Genomic DNA, 19,255 nt, shown 5'->3' with positions numbered 1-19,255 from the left:
GAAGAGTGCGGCCGTTTATGGCCGCACGGGTGTTCCCACACGACCTGCCGAAGCGATGTAGGATCGCGGCGCGAAGAAAACGCCATCAGTCTCGAAAGCCTCGAGGTCTTCGGCCTGGAGCGCGCGGCGGACGCTCGGTCTTGTGCTGACGCGGGCCATGAACTCCTGTAACGCCGGCCTGCGTGCGACGTCAATCTTGATCCACGGCGACCAGTTCAAGCAGACGAAGAGATAGGCGTCAGCCACCGTGAAGTCGTCACCGGTCAGATAGGGGCCGACAAGCCGGCTGTTCAGCCAGTCCAGTCGCTTGCATACCAGTTCATGAATGCCGGCATGGGCGCCTTCATAAGCGGCGTTGAAGAGCATCGCCATTGGCTTGTGAAGTTCGGCGGTGATGAAATTCAGATAGGATTGAACCTGGCTTCTGGCATAGGTTCCGGCCTCCGGCAGGAGGCGCGACCCCTCCGGTGAACATTCCGCGAGGAATTGCACGATGGCAGGACCTTCGGTCAGCACCCTCCCATCATCAAGCATCAATGCCGGCACGTAGCCATTCCCGTTGATGGCAAGGTAGTCCTCGCCCGAACTCGTCCGATGAGTCTTCCGATCGACTTTGACCAGTTCAACATCCAGCCCCAACTCCCGACAAACGATGTGCGGCGACAGGGAGCAAGCGGCGGCGTGCATGTAGAGTTTCATGGGTTTCTCTCTCCTTTTCGATGCAGGCGCGAGGTATGGCGTCGGCACCTATTGAATATTTGTACCATTTCGCATAAAACTCATCCGGTCAAGATTTTTGTGCGAACTAGTATAAAATATGAAAAGCGAGAAAAAACAGGGTCGTCCACGCGCTTTTGACGCCAAAGCAGTCATCGGGCAGGCGCGGGAGGTCTTCTGGGACAGGGGGTTCTCGGCCGCCTCATTGGATAATTTGAGCGCCGCGACGAAACTGAACCGGCCGAGCCTCTACGGCGCGTTCGGTGACAAGGAGGACCTCTATCTTGACACCTTGGAAGGCTACCGCGAGGACAGCCTCGATATATTGTCTGAGGCACTCAACCCGACCCTCACGCTGCGGGAAAATCTCACGCGCATCTATGCCGAGGCTCTGAAAATATACCTGCATGGCGAGACTGCAGCGCGTGGCTGCTTCCTGATCGGCACTGCCACGGCAGAGGCTATTCAGCATGATCGGGTGCGGGAGGTGTTGCGCCGCAGCCTGAATGAATTCGACGGTGCGATCAAGGAACGCATGGAGCTTGCGGTGAAGCAGGGCGAACTCCCTGATAACACGGATGCTGCAACGCTCGCAAAGCTCGCATCCGCCGTCATGCATTCGCTTGCCGTTCGAGCGCGTGCAGGCGATACGCGCGAGACGCTGGAGGCGATCGCGCGTTCTGGCGTCGATTTTATCTGCGGCCGGCTATAAGGGGCAGCTTGATGCTGCTCGGATCGATCTCCAGACGTCAAACTCGCGCAAACTCATCGATCCCTGTGTGATTCTGTCTTCGGGCTGACCCACCAGCAATAGATGGCTCCGAGCGCCAGCAGTACGCAGGTTCCGAGGAAGACTGCGGGCATGCCGATATGCCCGCCGACGAAGCCGCCCAGGACCGGGCCTGCCACCTGGCCGACATATTGCGAGGAGATGGAGAGGCCGAGAATGCTGCCCGTCGCCGCATCGGGAACATTGTGCCGGATGACGGCGGTGATGCAGGGCAGAAGGCCGCCGAGCGCCACGCCCATCAGAAAGCGCAAGCCGATCAATTGCCAGGCCGAGGTCACGAAAGCCTGCGGGATCAACAAGAGCGCCGCAACGGCAAGCGCCGCCATGATGACGCTCCAGTAGCCGATGCGATCGGCAAGCTTGCCGAGCCAGGAGGACGACAGGATGCTGCCGAGCGCAGCCGCCGCCATGACGACGCCCGAGACCATCGTCACCTTGGCGTCCGTGACGAACTGCGCGACATAGACTGTGATGATCGGCTCGATCGACATATTGGCCAGCATCAGTAGCAGGCCGAGCGACAGCATGGCGACGACGGGGCGCTTGTCAGGAATGGACGCCCAACTGCCACTTGCCTTCGCAGCCTTCTTCCGCGCCGTGGATTTCTCCTCCTTGATGAGGAAGGTTGTCGCCAGGAAGGTGAAGAAGATCACGCCGCCGGCCAGCAGGAAGGTGCCGCGAATGCCGATGATCGGTGGCAGCGCGCCGCCGATCAGCGGTCCGACAAGGTTTCCGGCCATGATACCGGCAGACAGCGTGCCCAGCGCCCAGGCAGAGCGATGCTTCGGCGTCTGGGCCGCCACCAGCACCATGGATCCCGAGGCATAGCCGCCTGCAAGGCCGGTGAAGAGGCGCAGCGCTACCAGCTGCCAGACATTGCCGGCCATGCCCATCAGCGAGATGGCGACCGTCATGCCGAGGCTGGCGCGGATCAGCATCAGCTTGCGGCCATAGATATCACCGAGCCGCCCCCAGAGCGGCGCGACCAAGGCTGCGGCAAAGAAGGTGGCGCCATAGGCGATGCCGGACCATTGCACGATCGCGGCCTTGTCGCTGACGCCGAGTTCCTCGACATAGAGCGGCAGGAAGGGGAGCAGCAGCGTCATTGCCACGATCGTCGTGAACGAGCCGACGAGGCAGATAACCAGGTTCCGCATCCAATGCGCGGTTTCCGGCTCGGCCGGTGCGGCTGCATCCCATCTCGTCTCGGTCATTTCTCGGCCTTTGCATTCAATGTGTAAAACAGTTCCTGGCTGCCCGATGCGAGGATATGACCCTTCGCGGCAGCAAGCAGATCGGCGCGGGTGAAGAGATCCGGCAGGTTCAGTCGGTCGACATCGAGCGCATAGACGGTGACGTGATAGCTGTGGACACGCGCGTCATTCCAGGGTGGGCAAGCGCCCATATAACCGCCATGCGGCCCGTCCTTCAAATTGCTGCCGCCCGCACCATTCTGGCCGCGGCGCCCATAGGATGTGCGCTCGAGCGGCAGGCCATTGGCTGAAGGGCCGTTTCCGTCGGCACCTTCGGCAAGGCTGGTGCGCGATGCGGGAATATCGGCCAGCACCCAGTGAACGAACTCCATCCGCTTGAAATCCTTCGGAATGGTTTTGTCCGCCTTGTTGAACAACGAGAAATCCGCGGGCACGTCAGGGTCGACCATCGTCAGCGCATAGGATCGCGTGCCCTTCGGCCCGTTCGACCAGGAAACGGCAAGGCTCTTGTTGGGACCGGGTGCCGACTTGTCTGAAGATGTCGAAATGCAGGAGGCATTTTCGGGCATCATCATCCGGCCATTGCTCTTTGCGAACGTCACCTTGAGATCGGCCGAAAGGGCCGGCGTGGCGACAACTGCTGCGATGACGGTGGCGTTCAGAAGGTTGAGCATGGTTTTCATGATGTTGCCCTTTCGCGGTTCGCTCTTGTGAGCTTTGAGGGCTGGGTCTAACAAATTCGTGCTGAGCGGCTGCGCACACAAACGCTCAAAATGCGGCCTAAAACGCTCATGCACCGCGAAGTCGATCGGCGAAGCGGCGTGGCGAGCGATAACCGGTAGCAAGGGCTGCTTCGCGCAACGACAGCCCGTCCTCGGCGAGAAGGGTCGTTGCCAGCGCCACGCGTTCGCTTGCCAGTACCTCTCGCAGGGAAGCGCCCTCGCGCGTCAGGCGCCGGCGCAGCGTCGCGTTGCTGGTGCCGAGCTCGGCGGCGATGAGGTCGGCAGTCCAGGGGCGATCCGGCTGCCAGCGTACCAGCGCCCGCACCGCCTCTGCGGTTGTCTCCGGCGACCCGGGCAGGGCGCCGCGCATGCCCAGCACCATGAGTATTTCCAGGAGCCTGTGTTCGATCAGCGGGATCGGCATGTTACCGCCGGCAATGCCTTCGCCGGCATGGCTGATGGCAGCGGCCAGCAATGGATCGAGTGGCAGGTCGATCTGCGATGCGGTTTGGGCCGGCGGAAAGGCTTTTGCGGCGCGGCGCGTCAGTTCCTCGGGAAAAGTGATGAAGATTGCCCGATAGAAGCCGGTCTGCGGATCGGGATCGTTGACGACATCGCCGCTCCAGCCGGCCGGCAGCACGAGCACCGTACCGGCTGCAAAATGCCGCTGCCGTCCCATGCTGACGATTTCCTTGGAACCTTCGAGGATGGCGACGATTGAAACCTGAGAAAAGGCCGAGCCGGCAATGCGCTCGCGTTCGCGCGCGACGAAGGTGAAAAGCGTGGAATAGCTGCCGATGCTGCTCAGCGCGACAGTCGGACGATTGTCCTTTGCCGCCAGGCGGCGCAGCTTTTCCAATATGGGATGATGAGCCTCGGACACGACGATGGCTTCCTGCTGATATGGGGTGCTGCGAAGTTTGGACCACGCGGACGACAATGCCAAGTCCGCAAAGCGCCTTGTTGGTTCGCCCGGCTGATGTTATAAACTGATTGCATTTTGCAATCGGATTGCCATAGGCACCGTGATTGCGCCGATGCAAGGAGGAGGCACATTATGAACTCTCTCGAAAATGTCCGTTGCGATATCGTCAGACGCCTGTTTGCCGCCTATGTGGCGCAACAGCCTGATGTCGTCGATCCGATGCTGACCCGGAACTTTACCTTTTCGAGCCCGCGTGACGATCATATCGACCGGAAGCGCTATTTCGAGCATTGCTGGCCGAAGGAGAATATCTTCCGCGACATCCATATCGAACATCTGGTGGCGGATGGCGATGACGTTATCGTCAGCTATCGCGCCGAGAAGATGGACGGTGGCAGCTTTCGCAATGTCGAGATGATCCATTTTGCCGGCGACCGCATCGCCGAGATCGATGTCTATTTCGGACGGAACTTATAACAGGTCAGCCGTGGCAATTTTTGCGATTGCCGCTGCAAGGGCGGTCGCCGGGCCGGTTATCGGTCGTTCGATGCCGTCCGAGAGAAGGTCGACGGCACCCGTCATCGACGCCTGCGCGAAAGTGAGCGTGACGGCGCCTTCGCCATGCGCTTCCCTCACCGCATCGGCGATGGAGGCCCGCAGATCGCCTGACCGGAAATGTGTCCATGCGCCAGGAACCAGCCGAACTTCGATTTCCGCGCCTGTTGCCTTTGCAGCAGCCTCGAAGAGGGCTGTCGTCGGGATGATGGTCGTTTCGACGGTGCAGAGAACGAGGACCTTGCCGCCGGCCTTGACCGCCTGTTCGGCCAGCGCCGCATCCGCCCTGATGATCGGCGCTCCAGCACCCGCCGCGACCTTCGAGACGGCCGGGCCGAGCGTCGAACAGTTGAGCACGACGGCATCGGCATCCTCGGCCAGATGCCAGAGGAGAGCCGCCGTTTCGGCCGAAATCTCATCCGTCAGGCGTCCCAGTTTTTCGGCGGCAAGCAGGAGGTCGGCGCGGACATGATGACGCAGCGTGCCCTCAGGCAATCCGAGTGCTTTTGCCGCCGCCTCATAGACGGCAATGTTGCTTTTGGCTGTGTGCAGGCAGACGATCGTCACGGGATATCTCGTAGAAGGCAGAAGGTCCGCGAACCTAGCCTCGACCATGTGCTTTGTCGACGGTTCGCCGTTGCCCTCCTGGATGCATTGCCACGTCATCATATGCAATGATGCAAATTTCTAAGTCGGTGCTATACATGATTGAAAAATAGGGCAATTTTTGCTCCCGTACGCAACTTTTTTGGCATGTCGCCGGTTGCTCTTCCAGGCGACCGCTCCTATGTTCCGGTTCACCTGCCGACGCAATTTTTTGCCAAGAGGAGATATGACCATGGCTTTCGAATTGCCTGAACTTCCTTATGATTACGATGCACTTTCGCCCTTCATGTCGCGTGAGACGCTCGAATATCACCACGACAAGCACCACAAGGCTTACGTCGACAACGGCAACAAGCTCGCTGCTGAAGCAGGTCTTGCCGATCTGTCGCTCGAAGAGATCGTGAAGAAGTCTTTCGGCACCAATGCCGGCCTCTTCAACAATGCAGCCCAGCACTACAACCACATCCATTTCTGGAAGTGGATGAAGAAGGGCGGCGGCGGCAACAAGCTGCCGGGCAAGCTCGAGGCTGCCTTTGCCTCCGATCTCGGCGGCTATGACAAGTTCAAGGCCGATTTCGCCGCCGCCGGCGCAACACAGTTCGGCTCGGGCTGGGCATGGGTTTCCGTCAAGAACGGCAAGCTCGAAATCTCCAAGACCCCGAACGGCGAAAACCCGCTGGTTCATGGCGCCAACCCGATCCTCGGCGTCGACGTTTGGGAACACTCCTACTACATCGACTACCGCAACCTGCGTCCGAAGTACCTCGAAGCCTTCATCGATAGCCTGATCAACTGGGACTATGTCCTGGAGCGCTACGAAACTGCGACGAAGTAAGGTCTGCCAAATAGGCTGGCTTTCGCACCCGGCGTCTTTTCGACGTCGGGTGTTTTCTTATCAGCCAGCCCTCACCGATGCCTCCGCGTGCTGCCTTACCGGCGCAAGGAAGCCGTCCAAGGAGGACGAATGCCGTCCGCACTGCTTTTCCGCTTCGGTGTTATCGCCGATCCGCAATATGCGGATCTCGAGCCCAATCTGACCCTCAATCGCTATCCGGCGAAGAGCCTCGACAAACTTCGCAACGCGATAGAGGAATTCAACCGGCACGACCTTGCCTTCGTCGTGACGCTCGGTGACATCATCGACCGCGAATGGAAGAGCTACGACGCGATCCTGCCCGTCTACGAGATATTGCGGCACCCAAAATACTTCCTCCTCGGCAATCATGATTTCGCCGTAGCACCCCAGAATCTGGGCAGTGTCCCGGCCCGCGTGGGCATGCCCGCTGCCTATTACGATTTCAGCCATTGTGGCTACCGCTTCATCGCGCTCGATGGCAATGAGATCAGCCTCTTCGCTCCGCCGGAAGGCGATCCACGCCGGCAGGAAGCGAAGGACCTGATGAAGGCGCTGGATCGCGCCGGTGCGCTGAATGGCCAACGCTGGAACGGGGCGATCAGTGATGCGCAATATGACTGGCTTGCCGCGAAGCTGCGGGAGACAAAGGCGGCGGGCGAGAAGGTCGTTATCCTGAACCATTATCCCGTCTTCCCGGAGAATGGCCACAACGCCTTGGACAGCGACCGCATGCTGGCGCTTCTGGCCGAACATGACCATGTCGTCGCCTACCTTAACGGGCACAATCACGCCGGCAACTTCGGCGCTGTCGAGGGAACCTATTTCGTCAACTTCAAGGGCATGGTGGATACCGAAGACAGCAGCGCTTACGCGATCGTTTCGGTTCACGCGGATCGGTTGGATATTGAAGGATTTGGGCGCGAAGAAAGCAGAGCGCTGGCGCTTCAGATGCCTTAATGAGATCTCCGCATCTTTTGATGTCTGTAGGGAACGATCCGCATCGCTGAATGTTTAGAAACGGAGGCTGCCTGCGAGGCGAAGCTGATGTTTCCGACATTGCAAATCCTGACAATTCTGATTGTGGCAGTCGCCATGGCGCTGGGACTGGCGCATGTGCTGGAGCTGCCGGGCAAGATGCGGCTATCGAAAGAGGATTACCTGACGGTTCAGCGGATTTACTATCCGGGCTTTACGATCCGCGGTGCCAGTGAGCCGCTTGGCGCTCTGCTGCTTCTGCTACTCCTGTTCCTGACGCCAGCCAATACGCTCTCATTCTGGCTATTGTCGGCTGCCTTTGCTGCCATGGTCGCCATGCACGCCGTCTTTTGGCTGCTGACGCAACCGGTAAACAATTTTTGGCTGAAAGATGCGAAGCTGGAAGGAATGGGCGCAGGTTTCTTTTCTCACGATCCATTCGGTGGCCATCAAATGGAAACCGCCGTCAAACCGGATTGGACCATGCTGCGCGACCGGTGGGAATGGTCGCATGCCGTCCGCGCCGCCCTGGGATTGCTGGCTTTCATTCTATTGATGACTGAGGTTGTTTTGTAGCGCCGCGCAAAGCCGGCGCATCTTCACTCCGCTGCCATCTGCGTTTCGGTTGAATCTCTCCAGGCGGTATGATCTTTCCAGGCTTCTGATCGTAACCTCAAAGAGCCTTAGCGCCTCAGCCGGCCGCGGCGGGGGTGTTTACCTGCCAGCCATTCACCCAGATCTGCCGCAAGCCATCACCTTCGCCCTTGAACCAGAATCCCGTCGCCTCGCAGCCTTCGATACGATCGCTGCGAAAGTTACGGATAGCCTGGCGCAGCTCGCACCAGGCGACGATGTTAGCCGTCTCCGAATAATAGATGAGGGCAATTGGCCGGATGATGCGTTCCGTGGCGCGGCCGAGCTCGTCGCGGTAGGCAAGGTCCAGCTTTTCCTCATCACGAATGGCGCGTCGCACCAAAGCTAGATCGATCGCCGAGGCAGAAGGTGCGGCAAAGCCCCAGGCATGCAGTGCATTGGCGTCGAGCGTCTGGCGCAGCGGCGGCGGCACGGCGCCGGCAATCTTCGAGGTGACGCGCTTGGCCGCCTGCTTCAGCTCGGCATCGCCGGTGCGTTCCAACAGGGCCAGCGACAGCACGATCGCCTCCATCTCCTCGATCGAGAACATCAGCGGCGGCAGGTCGAAGCCGGGCCGCAATATATAGCCGATGCCGCGCTCGCCCTCGATCGGCACGCGCATCGCCTGAAGTGCTGCGATATCGCGATAGACGGAGCGTACCGTCACTTCCAGCCGGGCGGCGATATCGGCTCCCGTCACCGGCCGCTTGGCCAGCCGCAGGATCTGGATGATCTCGAACAGGCGCGATGCCTTGCGCATTTCATTACCCTCAAGATGAAGGCTACTGACAATACCCTGTCAGTTGGCTCGATTTATAAAGCCGCCTATTCACTTGAAAATCAACCATTTCCTCTCCTGTTTCCAGGGAGAGGGCGATAGGCAACTGACATGGGTTACGCAGAAAATCTCTGGCTCTTCTTCATCCTTCTCTTGGGCATCATCATCGTGCCGGGCATGGACATGCTGTTCGTGCTCGCCAATTCGCTGACTGGCGGCAGCAATCGCGGTCTTGCCGCCACGGGTGGCATCATGCTGGGCGGTGCGGTGCATTCGCTGAACGGCGCCATCGGCATCGGCCTGCTGATGCATTTCGTGCCCATTCTCTTCAACCCGCTGCTGATTGCCGGCGGTGCTTATATGGTCTTCATCGGCTACACGCTGATGCGCAGTTCCATCACGGTGGGAGGCGAGGGGCCGGCCGGCAGCCGCTCCGCCTGGAAAGCCTTCCGGCAGGGAGCCGTGACTTGCCTCATCAATCCCAAGGCCTATCTCTTCATCTTCGCCGTCTATCCGCAGTTCCTGAAACCGGATTACGGGCCGATGTGGATACAGGCCGTCATCATGGGAGCCATGACCATCGCAACGCAATTTGCCGTCTATGGCGGACTTGCCATCACTGCCGGGCGCAGCCGTGACCTGCTGGTGGCCAATCCCAGGGCGACAGCCATTGCAGGCCGCGCAGCCGGGTTGCTTCTCGTCGCTGTTTCGGTGTTCACGGTCTGGGAGGGCCTGAAATTGGCGTGAGGGCGGATGCGGCGAATGAGTGTCTCGATCGCATGACACTGATTTCACTTAAATCTCACCACTTTGTGACTTCATTGCCGGACGGGAAACCGGCAAACATGTCGCAGTAATCATGCGCAGCTCGCGCATGCCGGTCTTTATCATCAGGAGAGGTAGGAGAAGGAAATGAAGTGGAAAGCGATTGTGGCGGCAGTGGCTCTAGCCGGCATCGCCCTTGGTTCGGTCGTTGCAGCCGACGGCACGCATGACTCCCGCATCGGGATGATGAAGAAGATCGGCGGTGCCACCGGAGCTCTCGGCGCGATCGCCAAGGGCGACAAGCCCTATGACGCCGATATCGTCAAGGCGTCGCTGACGACGATCGTCGAAACTGTCAAGGCTTTCCCGGATCAGTTCAACCCGCAGAGCGACAAGACCGATCCCGAGGTCAATCCGAAGATCTGGGACAATCTCGATGACTTCAAGGCGCATGCCGCCAAGCTTTCCACCGATGCCGAGACGGCGCTCGCTCAGCTCCCTGCCGACAAGGCTGGTGTCGGCGCGACACTGAAGACCCTCGGCGCCAGCTGTGGCGCCTGTCATCAGGCCTATCGCATCAAGAAGGATTAAGCGGTAGGTCTAGAAATCGATTTTGGCGTCCGCACCGGTTCTGCCGGTGCGGAGCCTTTTTGTTTTAGAGCTAAGGCTTGGGGTGAGGTGATGGCGCGGTTTATTCGATTGTTGCTTTGCCTTTTCGGCGTGATCATCCTCGGCAGCGGCGCATTTTACGTCATCACCGCGCCGTCACCTTTGCCCGCGAGCCATTGGGCCAATCTCGGTGATCCCGACATCAAGAACGGCGAGATCGTGTTCTGGGCGGGCGGCTGCACCAGCTGTCACGCTGCTCCCGGCGCGCAGGGTGACGCCAAGCTGGTGCTGTCGGGCGGTCTGGCGCTGACGAGCCCCTTCGGCACTTTCCATGTGCCGAATATATCGCCGGATGAGAAAGCCGGGCTCGGGACCTGGACGCTTGCCGATTTCGGCAATGCCATGAAGCGGGGGGTCGGCAAAAACGGCGAGCATCTCTATCCGTCCTTTCCCTATGGCTCCTATGCCCGTATGAGCGACAAGGACATCAACGATCTCTGGGCCTTCCTGAAGACGCTGTCGAAGAGCGATAATGTCGCCCCGCCACATGAGCTACCCTTTCCCTTCAATATCCGGCTGGCGCTGGGCGGCTGGAAGTTCCTCTATCTCAACGACCAGCCGCGTGTCGTCCTCGCCAATGCGGACGACAAGATCAAGCGCGGGCAATATCTGGTGGAGGGGCCGGGACATTGCGGCGAATGCCACACGCCGCGCGACAGCCTCGGCGGCTTCGTGAGCGGCCAATGGCTGGCGGGCGCGCCCAATCCGGAAGGCAAGGGCCAGATCCCGGATATCAGGCCGGGCTCCAAGGCGATCGGCAGCTGGAGCGCCGGCGACATCGCCAACTACCTTGAGACCGGCTTCACCCCGGATTATGATTCCGCCGGCGGCTCGATGGCCGAGGTCCAAAAGAACATCGCCCACCTCCCGGCAACCGACCGCGAAGCGATCGCGGCCTACCTGAAGGCGCTTCCGGCGAAATAGGCCTGGTTCTTCAGGCCGCGCCCGAGCGCTTGGCGAGATAGAGATGCGTCTCGTAACGCAGCTCGAATACGCCGCCATGCGCGTTGATGGCATCGGCAAGCTCGGAAAGCAGAGATTCCCGCTGATCTTCGGCCAAAAGCCGGGAGCTTGAAAGCGTGCGCAAAAGGTCAGTATAGCTCTGCGCCGTGTGCAATCGGCTCCAAGGATGGCAGTGATGTGCTGGAGCTTCGAAGTGGTCGGACTGCTGCAGCTCCCGAACAAAAGGGCCATCGGGCAGGTACCAGGCCTCCGCGGGCGGGCCAGTAAGCTGCGGGGCATGGCGGGCGTAGATCCCCGCGAACTTTTCTGACAATGGTGATTCCGGCTTCATCGGCACATTGCCGAAGACGGCAAGTATTCCCTCTGGCGCGAGAAGTGCCGCCGCCCGGGCGAAGCGCAATTCTGGCGTAACCCAATGGAAGGATTGTGCCGCGAATATCAGCCTGAAGCTCTCCAGCTTCCCTGGCCATGCTTCGAAAGTGGTTTGCTCGAATCGCACTCGCGGAAATCCCGCCAATCTTTCCCGCGCGACCGCAATCAGTTCCGCGCCGGGATCAAGCGCGAGAATGGAAAGGCCGCGGCGAGCAAAGCCCTCTGTCGCCTGTCCGGTGCCGCAGCCGATTTCGAGAACCTGATCCTTGGTTTCCAGGCCGGCAAAATCGATCACATCGGCAAAAAGCGCATCGGGATAGAGCGGGCGGGAAGTATTGTAGAGGCTGGCGACGCCATCGAATGTGAACCGCTGTTCCAAGCCGCATCTCCAGTTGCAGATCGAAGTCGACAGCCATTTTTCTAGCGCATTTCCGGTCAAGCTTGTAGCCAAGGATTCGGCAACAGGAGAGGGTGGTCGTGGACGCAAGGGTGGCGCGGAAGGTTCCTTATTTCAGCCAATGGGAAACGCCTGACATGACACTGGCGGTCGTCGCCGAGGGTGCGCAATCGGCCTTGCTGAAGGATCCGCTCTGGGCGTCATCCGGCGCAAGCAGCGTCGAGGATTATGCCCGCTGGGCCGGCAATCTCTGCGGCATGGCCTGCCTGAAGATGGTGCTCGCCGCCCGCACCGGCAAAACCATCCCGATCATGGATCTGGCCATGGGTTGCAGGGAGTATGGCGGCTATGTCGAAGAGGCTGATGGCCGGATCAAAGGCTTGATCTACGCGCCGTTTGTTTCCTTCGTTAAGGCTCGCTTCGATCTGGATGCCCGCATCGTCACCGGCATTTCCGTCGCTGACATCGTCGATATCCTCGACCAGTCGGAGTTTTTCATCGCGTCGGTGCATCATTCGATCCGCTGGCCAGAGACCGAGCCGCCGGCCAAGGGCGGCCATCTCGTGCTGGTGACATCTGTCGACGGAAACAGCATCCGCTTTCACAATCCTTCAGGTCATGTCGATGCGACGCGCGAGAACGCGGAGATGCCGCTGGAGATATTCGAGAAGTTCTTTGCAGGCCGCGGGATCGCCATCGATCGCTGAAGCATTTCCAGGAAAAGTGCGCAGCGGCTTTCCGTCCGAATTGCGCAAAACCAGAAACACTCTAAAAATCAATATCGAATGGCGATCCTCTTAAAGGCCGGCATCAGGCGAGTGCCTGGAGGTAGCGCATGCCGGTGACCGGACGCGGCTTGAAATCCATGTTTTCGTAGAAGCGGTGGGCCTGGAAATTGCCCGTCGCAGCACCGACCGAAAGATAGCTGCAGCCGGCCTTGCGGGCGATATCGCGGGCGCGGTCGACGAGATGCTGCCCGACGCCGTGGCCGCGATGGCCGTCACGCACGAACAGATGATGCAGGTCCATGCCGCGCTGTCCCTCTTGCGCCTTGTAGAGCGGCACGAGGATGGCGTAGCCGATCAGCCCCTGTTCGCCTTCGGCAACAAGCGCCGTGATCCACGGCATAGGACCGAAGAGGTCGCGCTCAAGCTGCTCGGGCGTGGTGCCTGAGGGGTCGCCATGATGGGCGGCCAGCAGCCGGATCATATCGTTGAGTTCAGGCAGGTCGCGCGGCTGAGCATTGCGGATCGTGAGCACCGGCGGGCGGAGAAGTGAGATGTCGCTATCGTCTAGCATGGCATTTGGCGTCCTTGTTTTTCAAATGAGCCGTCAGGACGCTGCCGATACAACAAAGCCGCCTGACGGCGGCTTGTTGACAATATGATCTGTCTTGGCCGCCCGTTACAGGTACAGCCAAAAATACGAGCAGTTATGGAGCGCGTGCGTGATCATGGCCGCATCAATGATCCGGTTCAGCACGTTTGTCAATGGGGGCACGTTTGGGGTCTCAATGCTCGTGTTCGCATAGGCCGTGATCGGAAAGCGCACGGATGACATAGCAGTCTTCGATGCTGTGGCCGTCGCAATGCGAAACGATGCGCTCCAGCTCATGCTCCAGCTTCTTTAGCCGCGCGATCTTGGTGCGAACGTCATCCAGATGCTCCTTGGCGATACGGTCGGCGCCGACGCAGGGACGGTCCGGATGCTGGCTGAGCGAGATCAGCTCCTTGATGGCATCGATCGTCAGGCCGAGGTCGCGGCCATGACGGATGAAGGCGAGGCGCTCCAGATCGGTTTTGGAATAGCGCCGCTGGTTGCCTTCGCTGCGATCAGGCTCCGATATCAGCCCCATCTGCTCGTAATAGCGGATCGTCGGCACTTTCACTCCGGTACGCTTGGACAGATCACCGATCGACAGCATTGCATGGCCTCCAATATCTCTAGTCTCTATAGAAATAAATATGCGATTGGCAGTGGAATTTTCAAGGATGTGCCGAAGGCCAGTCCGGATGTGTTTGCGCAGCCGCCTGATCCGGTAGCGCCGCTTCAAGACGCGGCTTCCAATCCGTCGCCAAAAATAGTATACCCCCCTATATTATAATCGAGGCCACAATGTCCCACACTATTCGTCAGCAAGCCAAGCTCCTGTCCCGCATCCGTCGCCTCAAAGGACAGATGGAGGCGGTGGAGCGAGCGCTCGAAGCCGAGCGGCCGTGCGGGGAGATACTGCAGCTTCTTGCTTCCATTCGGGGCGCGCTGACGGGCCTGACAGGAGAGGTCCTGGAAGATCATCTGCATGAGCATGTGCTTCATGCCGAAACGGAGGAGGCCCGCCGTCAGGCGGTCGATGAGATAGCCGACGTGCTGAAGACCTATCTGCGATGAGCAGGCCGTGTCTCGCAAATGGTGCGGCAGATTTAACTGGAGACTGACGTCATGAGTATTTCCTCCGATACGAGCCACAGCCACGTCTTTCTGGGCTCCGATCACCAGCGCAACGAACGACGCATCTGGCTCGTCATCGCGCTGACCGCCGTCATGATGGTGATCGAGATCGGCGCCGGCACGGTCTATGGCTCGATGGCGCTGGTGGCCGATGGCTGGCATATGTCGACCCATGCCAGCGCCATGCTGATTTCCGCTCTCGCCTATCTCTACGCCCGCCGGCATGCGCATAATACTCGCTTCACCTTCGGGACCGGCAAGCTCGGGGATCTCGCAGGCTTCGCCAGCGCTATCGTCCTAGCGCTGATTGCGCTGATCATGGGCTGGGAGAGCATTCTGAGATTGCTCGATCCGGTGGCGATCAATTTCCGCGAGGCCATTGCCATCGCTGTGGTCGGGCTCATCGTCAATCTCGTCAGCGCATGGCTTCTGCGCGACGATCACAGCCACCATCATCATGGCCATTCCGGCCATGGGCACAGCCATGATCACGCTCATGATCATGACCATCATCACGAGCATGATGGCGACCACCATCATCATGACGGGGGTAGGGACAACAATCTCCGCTCCGCCTATGTCCATGTCATAGCCGATGCGATGACCTCGGTTCTGGCAATCGTTGCCCTGCTGCTCGGCAGTCGTTTCGGCTGGACCTTCCTCGATCCTGTCATGGGTATCGTCGGTGGCCTGGTGATCCTGCAGTGGGCCTGGGGCCTGCTGCGCATCTCCGGCGCGGTTCTGCTCGACTTCATTCCGCCGGGTGAGGACCTGCCTGATGAGATCCGTGAGGCGATCGAGACGGGCGAGGACCGCATCACCGACCTACATGTCTGGCAGGTCGGCCCCGGACATCATGCCGCCATCGTCGCGGTTGCAACGCCCGTCTCGCGCGACCCGTCTTTCTACAAGGCACGGCTTGCCGCTATTCATGAATTGTCGCACGTCACCGTTGAAGTCACGGTCGACAAGGCGGCATAAATTCCGCTAGCAATTGGTAAGATCAGAGGCTTGCCATATTCCTCGCATAGCCCGACATCTGCCCGATTCTGCTGGAGGCTTTTCTCATGCCCACATTGCTTACCCGCCGCCGCCTCATGGCGGGCTCGGCGCTGCTCCTTCCCGCCCTGACACTTGGCCCCGATGCGCTGTTCGCCCAGGAGAGCGGCGCCTCATCACAGACGCTCCCGACGACGGACAATTCGGCGGCGCCCGACGCCGGCGACCAGGGCATGGAAGGCGGAGCATCGCAGGACGGCGCACAATTGTCCGACGATGTCGACAAACAGCTTGCGGATCTTGAAAAGAAGACCGGCGGCCGCCTCGGCGTCTCCGTTCTGGACACCGAAACCAATATCTCCCTCGGCCATCGCGAGGAGGAGCGCTTCCCGCTGTGCAGCACCTACAAGGCGCTCGCCGTCGGCTTCGTGCTGGCGCGCGTCGATCAGGGCACGGAAAAGCTCGATCGGCGCGTCATCTACGGCAAGGACAAAGTGGTCACCTATTCGCCGGAGACCGAAAAGCATGCCGGCACCGATGGCATGACCGTCGCCGAACTTTGCGGTGCGGCGATCACGCTGAGCGACAATACGGCCGGCAATCTGCTGCTTGAAAGCTTTGGCGGCCCTGCCGCCCTGACCTCCTGGTTGCGCACGACAGGCGACACCGAAACCCGCCTCGACCGCAACGAGCCGGATGTCAATCAGGCGGTCAAGGACGACCCGCGCGATACGACGACGCCGGATGCGATGCTGGACAGTATCGGCCTCCTGACCCTCGGCAATACACTGTCGGAAACTTCGAGGGATCAGCTGGTTAACTGGCTGGTCGCCAACACCACGGGCAATAATCGCCTGCGCGCGGGCCTGCCGAAGGAGTGGAAGGTTGGTGACAAGACCGGGACCGGTAACAACGGCTCCTATGCCGATATCGCGGTGATCTGGCCACCGGAACGCGGGCCGATCCTCGTGACGACCTTCGTTGCGGAGGCGACCGCATCGGCGAAGGATATTGAAGCGGTCTTTGCCGAGGTCAGCAAGATCGTTACCGGGATGGTCGGGCAATAACGAAACATATTAAAAGAAACAAGGCGATACGGCCATCACCTGAATCAGGTTCGTATCGCCTTCATGCAGTCCCGTAATGTCTTCAGGCGATAGACAATGCCGATGCGGCGCTGTCCGTTTCCTTGTCGCCATCTCGCTCGCCGTCGGCATTGCCAACACCAAGTTTCTGTTTGATCTCGGAAGCGATCTGATCGTTGATCGCCTTCTGCTCATCGGCCGAAAGCGCCTTGAAGGAATCTTCCGTCAGGCCGTGCGCTTCGAGATACTGCGCACGAATCTTCTGCGCCGGCGTCATATTCGCCCATTTGGCAAACTCGTCCAGAATGTCCTGGTCGGATTGCCTGCTCGACGAGGCCGAGCTGCTGCCGGAAACGCTCGCAGCCGACCGATCGTCGGCGGCGTCCGTTGTGGAGGACGACGCCTGGCTGAGCTGGTTGAGCCAGAAGCCGGAGGAAATGGAAGAGGGGACGCCGCTGGACGAGATGGAAGGTCCCTGCGAACCTTTCTGTTGGTCGCCGCCATCACTCAGTAGCGAGAATGTCGAGCTGTCGTCGCTCTCGCTGCTCTGTTGGCTGCGGATCGGCGTACTGAAATAGTTCTGGGTGCTGTGGTGCACTTTCATCGTGATGTCTCCCCATGAGTTGAGGAGACGATGACTCTGCAAGCATGTCCGGGGCTTGTGCTTCCGGCTTTCTTACGTGCCGCAGAAGGTCTGCAGCACGCGCTCGCTCGGCAGCGGAGGTTCGGCATAGGGTGCGAAGGCAGGCTGGTCTTCATAGGGTGTCGCAAGCACCTTCAGCAATGCCTCGAACAGGGAAAAATCACCGTCTTCGGCGGCGGCTTCGATCGCTTGCTCGATTCGGTGATTGCGGGGAATGAAGGCCGGATTGACCCTGCGCATCGCTGCCGCGCGCGTCGTCGGCGTTTGAGGATCGCGGCCAAGGCGCTCACGCCAGCGTTCGAGCCACGGCGCCGTCGATTGCGGATCGCTGAAGGTAGCGGCAAAATCGCCGGCGTCCTCATCCACGGCGAGGGCGGCAAGCCGGCGAAACGCGAGCGTGAAATCCGCGCCTTGCTGCTGCATCGTCGCCAGCAGCGACTGGATCAGGTCCAGATCGCCGTCCTCCTCGCTTGCAAGGCCGATCTTGGCGCGCATGCCGGCAAGCCAATAGGCCTGGAAGCGTTCGCCATAGGCCTTGATGATGGTGTTCGCCAGATCGATCGCCGTATCGACGGACGGGTCGATCAGCGGGATGAGCGTCTCGCCTAGGCGCGCGAGATTCCATTGGCCGATCGCCGGCTGGTTGGCATAGGCATAGCGGCCATTGCGGTCGATGGACGAAAAAACGGTCGCCGGATCGTAGGCATCCATAAAGGCGCAGGGACCGAAATCGATCGTCTCGCCCGAGACCGTCATATTGTCGGTGTTCATCACGCCATGGATGAAACCGACATGCAGCCAGCGCGCGATCAGCGACGCTTGCCGCTCCGCCACGGCTTCCAGCAGGGCGAGATAGGGATTCTTGCGGTCTCGAATCTCGGGATAGTGCCGGGCAATGACGTAATCCGCCAAGGCCCGCACGCTCTCCGTATCGCCCCGCGCCGCAAAAAATTGGAAGGTGCCGACGCGAATATGACTCGCCGCTACCCGCGTAAACACTGCACCTGGCAGCACTTCCTCGCGATAGACAGGTTCTCCGGTCGTCACGGCGGCAAGCGCCCGCGTCGTCGGGATGCCGAGCGCGTGCATCGCCTCGCTGACGATATATTCGCGCAGGACCGGGCCGAGCGCCGCGCGCCCATCGCCGCGGCGGGAAAATGGCGTCGGTCCCGACCCCTTGAGCTGGATATCGCGGCGTCTGCCGTTCCGATCCTTCACCTCGCCAAGCAGGATCGCGCGTCCGTCGCCGAGCTGCGGCACGAAATTGCCGAATTGGTGGCCGGCATAGGCCATGGCGATCGGCTGCGATCCCGGCAGCAGCTCGTTGCCCGAAAAGATCGCCGCCGCATTTCGTTTCAACGCTTCGACATCCAGCCCGAGCTCTCGCGCCAGCACCTCGTTGAACTTGATCAGCTGCGGCGCGGCGACCGGCGTCGGCGCCTGGTCAGCAAAGAACTGCGGCGGCAGACGTGCGTAGCTATTGTCGAAGGCGACCATCGGCACCCGAAGGGCGGTGTCATCGTGAAGAGGAGAGCTCATGTTCCTAAGGTAGGGGCGGTGCGTGGGAGGCGCAAGGCGGATATCGTAATCGGCTTTGCTGTTGCCGATTTCAAAGTCCGCTGTCCTCCAGCTCCCGCGCCATCTCCGCAAGCTTGCGCACCGTATTGAGATTTCTCGACGTTCCCGCCTTCAGCGCCGGCAGCTTCAGCTTCGAGCGGCCCGAGCCATCGGGATAATGTACATAGATTTCGCGGCCGGCGACGCGCACTTCTTCGCCGCCGGGCGCGACGAGCTTGTTCAGTGCATCCTTCGGTGCCTCATCTTGCAGGAAGGTCACCAGTAGGTAGTTCGGCTTGGCGTGCGGGAAGGGCGAATGTTCCGCTGCCCTTTCCAGCGCTTCACGGTTGCGCAGGATCACGCCCGGAGACTTGCCCATCTTGGCCGCCAGCGCCGTTTCAAGCCGAGCCTGCACCGTTGCCTCGTCCTCCTCGGCGCGGAAGACCACATTGCCGCTCTGGATGTAGGTGCGCACATCCTTGAAGCCGATCTCTTCGCAGAGCGTCTTGAGATCGGCCATGGACAGCATGCCGGTGCCGCCGACATTGACGGCACGCAGCAGGGCGACGAACACGGCCATGGCTTC

At 60.3% G+C, this 19,255-nt stretch carries 24 protein-coding genes; 12 read left to right on the top strand and 12 right to left on the bottom strand.

What is annotated here, in order from left to right; all coding sequences use genetic code 11:
- Positions 1-15 precede the first annotated feature (15 nt).
- Positions 16-699 (bottom strand): glutathione S-transferase N-terminal domain-containing protein, encoded by a 684-nt coding sequence (locus PH552_RS31630; RefSeq protein WP_113251190.1) that lies wholly within the window; start codon positions 697-699, stop codon positions 16-18.
- A gap of 118 nt (positions 700-817) precedes the next feature.
- On the opposite strand from PH552_RS31630, the gene PH552_RS31625 reads away from it, so the two are divergent.
- Complete coding sequence (locus PH552_RS31625; RefSeq protein ID WP_113251189.1) at positions 818-1,429, top strand: TetR/AcrR family transcriptional regulator; 612 nt, start codon at positions 818-820, stop codon at positions 1,427-1,429.
- A 53-nt stretch (positions 1,430-1,482) separates the two neighbouring features.
- On the opposite strand, the gene PH552_RS31620 is transcribed toward PH552_RS31625, so the two are convergent.
- The 3 genes from PH552_RS31620 to PH552_RS31610 form a co-directional block, all read right to left on the bottom strand.
- Positions 1,483-2,721: an MFS transporter gene (locus PH552_RS31620; protein WP_113251188.1), complete on the bottom strand. Its 1,239-nt coding sequence runs from the start codon at positions 2,719-2,721 to the stop codon at positions 1,483-1,485.
- Positions 2,718-3,404, bottom strand: a complete 687-nt coding sequence (locus PH552_RS31615; protein WP_113251187.1) for a YbhB/YbcL family Raf kinase inhibitor-like protein — start codon at positions 3,402-3,404, stop codon at positions 2,718-2,720. Before PH552_RS31615 ends, PH552_RS31620 begins: the two co-directional genes overlap by 4 nt.
- Positions 3,405-3,510: 106 nt before the next feature.
- Entirely contained in the window at positions 3,511-4,326 is an 816-nt protein-coding gene (locus tag PH552_RS31610; protein WP_113251186.1) for a helix-turn-helix domain-containing protein, read from the bottom strand.
- Positions 4,327-4,500: 174 nt separating this feature from the next.
- On the opposite strand from PH552_RS31610, the gene PH552_RS31605 reads away from it, so the two are divergent.
- Positions 4,501-4,845 carry a nuclear transport factor 2 family protein gene (locus PH552_RS31605; RefSeq protein WP_112340319.1) on the top strand — a complete coding sequence of 115 codons (345 nt, stop codon included), beginning with the start codon at positions 4,501-4,503 and terminating at the stop codon, positions 4,843-4,845.
- Here the strand turns inward: PH552_RS31605 and PH552_RS31600 are convergent.
- On the bottom strand, positions 4,840-5,490 hold the full coding sequence (locus PH552_RS31600) for an aspartate/glutamate racemase family protein (protein WP_113251197.1): 651 nt from the start codon (positions 5,488-5,490) through the stop codon (positions 4,840-4,842). The genes PH552_RS31605 and PH552_RS31600 overlap by 6 nt on opposite strands.
- Before the next feature lie 271 nt (positions 5,491-5,761).
- Here PH552_RS31600 and PH552_RS31595 point away from each other — a divergent pair, with 271 nt between their 5' ends.
- The 3 genes from PH552_RS31595 to PH552_RS31585 all read left to right on the top strand — a co-directional run bounded on the left by PH552_RS31595 (position 5,762) and on the right by PH552_RS31585 (position 7,936).
- On the top strand, positions 5,762-6,364 hold the full coding sequence (locus PH552_RS31595) for a superoxide dismutase (protein WP_113251185.1): 603 nt from the start codon (positions 5,762-5,764) through the stop codon (positions 6,362-6,364).
- Between the two features lie 129 nt (positions 6,365-6,493).
- Entirely contained in the window at positions 6,494-7,342 is an 849-nt protein-coding gene (locus tag PH552_RS31590; RefSeq protein WP_113251184.1) for a metallophosphoesterase, read from the top strand.
- An 87-nt stretch (positions 7,343-7,429) separates the two neighbouring features.
- Positions 7,430-7,936 carry an anthrone oxygenase family protein gene (locus tag PH552_RS31585; RefSeq protein ID WP_113251183.1) on the top strand — a complete coding sequence of 169 codons (507 nt, stop codon included), beginning with the start codon at positions 7,430-7,432 and terminating at the stop codon, positions 7,934-7,936.
- Positions 7,937-8,051: 115 nt separating this feature from the next.
- Here PH552_RS31585 and PH552_RS31580 read toward each other — a convergent pair whose 3' ends face one another.
- Positions 8,052-8,753: a helix-turn-helix transcriptional regulator gene (locus PH552_RS31580; protein ID WP_113251182.1), complete on the bottom strand. Its 702-nt coding sequence runs from the start codon at positions 8,751-8,753 to the stop codon at positions 8,052-8,054.
- Between the two features lie 129 nt (positions 8,754-8,882).
- Here PH552_RS31580 and PH552_RS31575 point away from each other — a divergent pair, with 129 nt between their 5' ends.
- The 3 genes from PH552_RS31575 (at position 8,883) to PH552_RS31565 (ending at position 11,129) form a co-directional block, all read left to right on the top strand.
- On the top strand, positions 8,883-9,518 hold the full coding sequence (locus PH552_RS31575; protein WP_285166573.1) for a LysE family translocator: 636 nt from the start codon (positions 8,883-8,885) through the stop codon (positions 9,516-9,518).
- A gap of 165 nt (positions 9,519-9,683) precedes the next feature.
- Entirely contained in the window at positions 9,684-10,127 is a 444-nt protein-coding gene (locus PH552_RS31570; protein WP_113251180.1) for a c-type cytochrome, read from the top strand.
- Between the two features lie 87 nt (positions 10,128-10,214).
- On the top strand, positions 10,215-11,129 hold the full coding sequence (locus tag PH552_RS31565; RefSeq protein ID WP_113251179.1) for a cytochrome c: 915 nt from the start codon (positions 10,215-10,217) through the stop codon (positions 11,127-11,129).
- 10 nt (positions 11,130-11,139) lie between these two features.
- Here PH552_RS31565 and PH552_RS31560 read toward each other — a convergent pair whose 3' ends face one another.
- On the bottom strand, positions 11,140-11,919 hold the full coding sequence (locus PH552_RS31560) for a class I SAM-dependent methyltransferase (protein ID WP_113251178.1): 780 nt from the start codon (positions 11,917-11,919) through the stop codon (positions 11,140-11,142).
- A gap of 98 nt (positions 11,920-12,017) precedes the next feature.
- Here PH552_RS31560 and PH552_RS31555 point away from each other — a divergent pair, with 98 nt between their 5' ends.
- Positions 12,018-12,644, top strand: a complete 627-nt coding sequence (locus tag PH552_RS31555; protein WP_285166572.1) for a C39 family peptidase — start codon at positions 12,018-12,020, stop codon at positions 12,642-12,644.
- A 103-nt stretch (positions 12,645-12,747) separates the two neighbouring features.
- Here PH552_RS31555 and PH552_RS31550 read toward each other — a convergent pair whose 3' ends face one another.
- Together PH552_RS31550 and PH552_RS31545 are read right to left on the bottom strand one after the other, a co-directional pair.
- Positions 12,748-13,236, bottom strand: coding sequence for a GNAT family N-acetyltransferase (locus tag PH552_RS31550; RefSeq protein ID WP_112340329.1), 489 nt, complete (start codon positions 13,234-13,236; stop codon positions 12,748-12,750).
- 211 nt (positions 13,237-13,447) lie between these two features.
- Positions 13,448-13,861, bottom strand: coding sequence for a MerR family transcriptional regulator (locus PH552_RS31545; protein WP_112340330.1), 414 nt, complete (start codon positions 13,859-13,861; stop codon positions 13,448-13,450).
- A gap of 191 nt (positions 13,862-14,052) precedes the next feature.
- Between PH552_RS31545 and dmeR the strand changes: the two genes are divergently transcribed.
- From dmeR to bla, 3 genes are all read left to right on the top strand, one after another.
- Entirely contained in the window at positions 14,053-14,325 is a 273-nt protein-coding gene (gene dmeR, locus PH552_RS31540; RefSeq protein WP_106997300.1) for a Ni(II)/Co(II)-sensing transcriptional repressor DmeR, read from the top strand.
- Positions 14,326-14,376: 51 nt separating this feature from the next.
- Complete coding sequence (gene dmeF / locus PH552_RS31535) at positions 14,377-15,366, top strand: CDF family Co(II)/Ni(II) efflux transporter DmeF (protein ID WP_113251176.1); 990 nt, start codon at positions 14,377-14,379, stop codon at positions 15,364-15,366.
- Between the two features lie 86 nt (positions 15,367-15,452).
- Positions 15,453-16,451: a class A beta-lactamase gene (gene bla, locus PH552_RS31530; RefSeq protein ID WP_113251175.1), complete on the top strand. Its 999-nt coding sequence runs from the start codon at positions 15,453-15,455 to the stop codon at positions 16,449-16,451.
- Between the two features lie 82 nt (positions 16,452-16,533).
- Here the strand turns inward: bla and PH552_RS31525 are convergent, their stop codons facing one another.
- The 3 genes from PH552_RS31525 to PH552_RS31515 all read right to left on the bottom strand — a co-directional run bounded on the left by PH552_RS31525 (position 16,534) and on the right by PH552_RS31515 (position 19,249).
- A complete protein-coding gene (locus PH552_RS31525) occupies positions 16,534-17,073 on the bottom strand; it encodes a hypothetical protein (protein WP_113251174.1) in 540 nt (179 codons plus the stop codon).
- 72 nt (positions 17,074-17,145) lie between these two features.
- Positions 17,146-18,651 carry a protein adenylyltransferase SelO gene (locus PH552_RS31520; protein WP_113251173.1) on the bottom strand — a complete coding sequence of 502 codons (1,506 nt, stop codon included), beginning with the start codon at positions 18,649-18,651 and terminating at the stop codon, positions 17,146-17,148.
- 70 nt (positions 18,652-18,721) lie between these two features.
- On the bottom strand, positions 18,722-19,249 hold the full coding sequence (locus PH552_RS31515; RefSeq protein WP_113251172.1) for a DUF1697 domain-containing protein: 528 nt from the start codon (positions 19,247-19,249) through the stop codon (positions 18,722-18,724).
- Positions 19,250-19,255: the final 6 nt, after the last annotated feature.

It is taken from the genome of Rhizobium aureum (assembly GCF_030182495.1).
GTDB lineage: Bacteria > Pseudomonadota > Alphaproteobacteria > Rhizobiales > Rhizobiaceae > Rhizobium > Rhizobium tropici_C.
Note: the sequence above shows the minus strand (reverse complement) of the source record. Positions and strands in the feature narration are given on the sequence as shown.

Bases quoted from the DNA above. Each gene is read 5' to 3' on its own strand.
- PH552_RS31630 (WP_113251190.1), bottom strand. From the start codon at position 699: ATGAAACTCTACATGCACGCCGCCGCTTGCTCCCTGTCGCCGCACATC.
- PH552_RS31625 (WP_113251189.1), top strand. From the start codon at position 818: ATGAAAAGCGAGAAAAAACAGGGTCGTCCACGCGCTTTTGACGCCAAA.
- PH552_RS31620 (WP_113251188.1), bottom strand. From the start codon at position 2,721: ATGACCGAGACGAGATGGGATGCAGCCGCACCGGCCGAGCCGGAAACC.
- PH552_RS31615 (WP_113251187.1), bottom strand. From the start codon at position 3,404: ATGAAAACCATGCTCAACCTTCTGAACGCCACCGTCATCGCAGCAGTT.
- PH552_RS31605 (WP_112340319.1), top strand. From the start codon at position 4,501: ATGAACTCTCTCGAAAATGTCCGTTGCGATATCGTCAGACGCCTGTTT.
- PH552_RS31595 (WP_113251185.1), top strand. From the start codon at position 5,762: ATGGCTTTCGAATTGCCTGAACTTCCTTATGATTACGATGCACTTTCG.
- PH552_RS31590 (WP_113251184.1), top strand. From the start codon at position 6,494: ATGCCGTCCGCACTGCTTTTCCGCTTCGGTGTTATCGCCGATCCGCAA.
- PH552_RS31585 (WP_113251183.1), top strand. From the start codon at position 7,430: ATGTTTCCGACATTGCAAATCCTGACAATTCTGATTGTGGCAGTCGCC.
- PH552_RS31580 (WP_113251182.1), bottom strand. From the start codon at position 8,753: ATGCGCAAGGCATCGCGCCTGTTCGAGATCATCCAGATCCTGCGGCTG.
- PH552_RS31575 (WP_285166573.1), top strand. From the start codon at position 8,883: ATGGGTTACGCAGAAAATCTCTGGCTCTTCTTCATCCTTCTCTTGGGC.
- PH552_RS31570 (WP_113251180.1), top strand. From the start codon at position 9,684: ATGAAGTGGAAAGCGATTGTGGCGGCAGTGGCTCTAGCCGGCATCGCC.
- PH552_RS31550 (WP_112340329.1), bottom strand. From the start codon at position 13,236: ATGCTAGACGATAGCGACATCTCACTTCTCCGCCCGCCGGTGCTCACG.
- PH552_RS31545 (WP_112340330.1), bottom strand. From the start codon at position 13,861: ATGCTGTCGATCGGTGATCTGTCCAAGCGTACCGGAGTGAAAGTGCCG.
- dmeR (WP_106997300.1), top strand. From the start codon at position 14,053: ATGTCCCACACTATTCGTCAGCAAGCCAAGCTCCTGTCCCGCATCCGT.
- dmeF (WP_113251176.1), top strand. From the start codon at position 14,377: ATGAGTATTTCCTCCGATACGAGCCACAGCCACGTCTTTCTGGGCTCC.
- bla (WP_113251175.1), top strand. From the start codon at position 15,453: ATGCCCACATTGCTTACCCGCCGCCGCCTCATGGCGGGCTCGGCGCTG.
- PH552_RS31525 (WP_113251174.1), bottom strand. From the start codon at position 17,073: ATGAAAGTGCACCACAGCACCCAGAACTATTTCAGTACGCCGATCCGC.
- PH552_RS31520 (WP_113251173.1), bottom strand. From the start codon at position 18,651: ATGAGCTCTCCTCTTCACGATGACACCGCCCTTCGGGTGCCGATGGTC.
- PH552_RS31515 (WP_113251172.1), bottom strand. From the start codon at position 19,249: ATGGCCGTGTTCGTCGCCCTGCTGCGTGCCGTCAATGTCGGCGGCACC.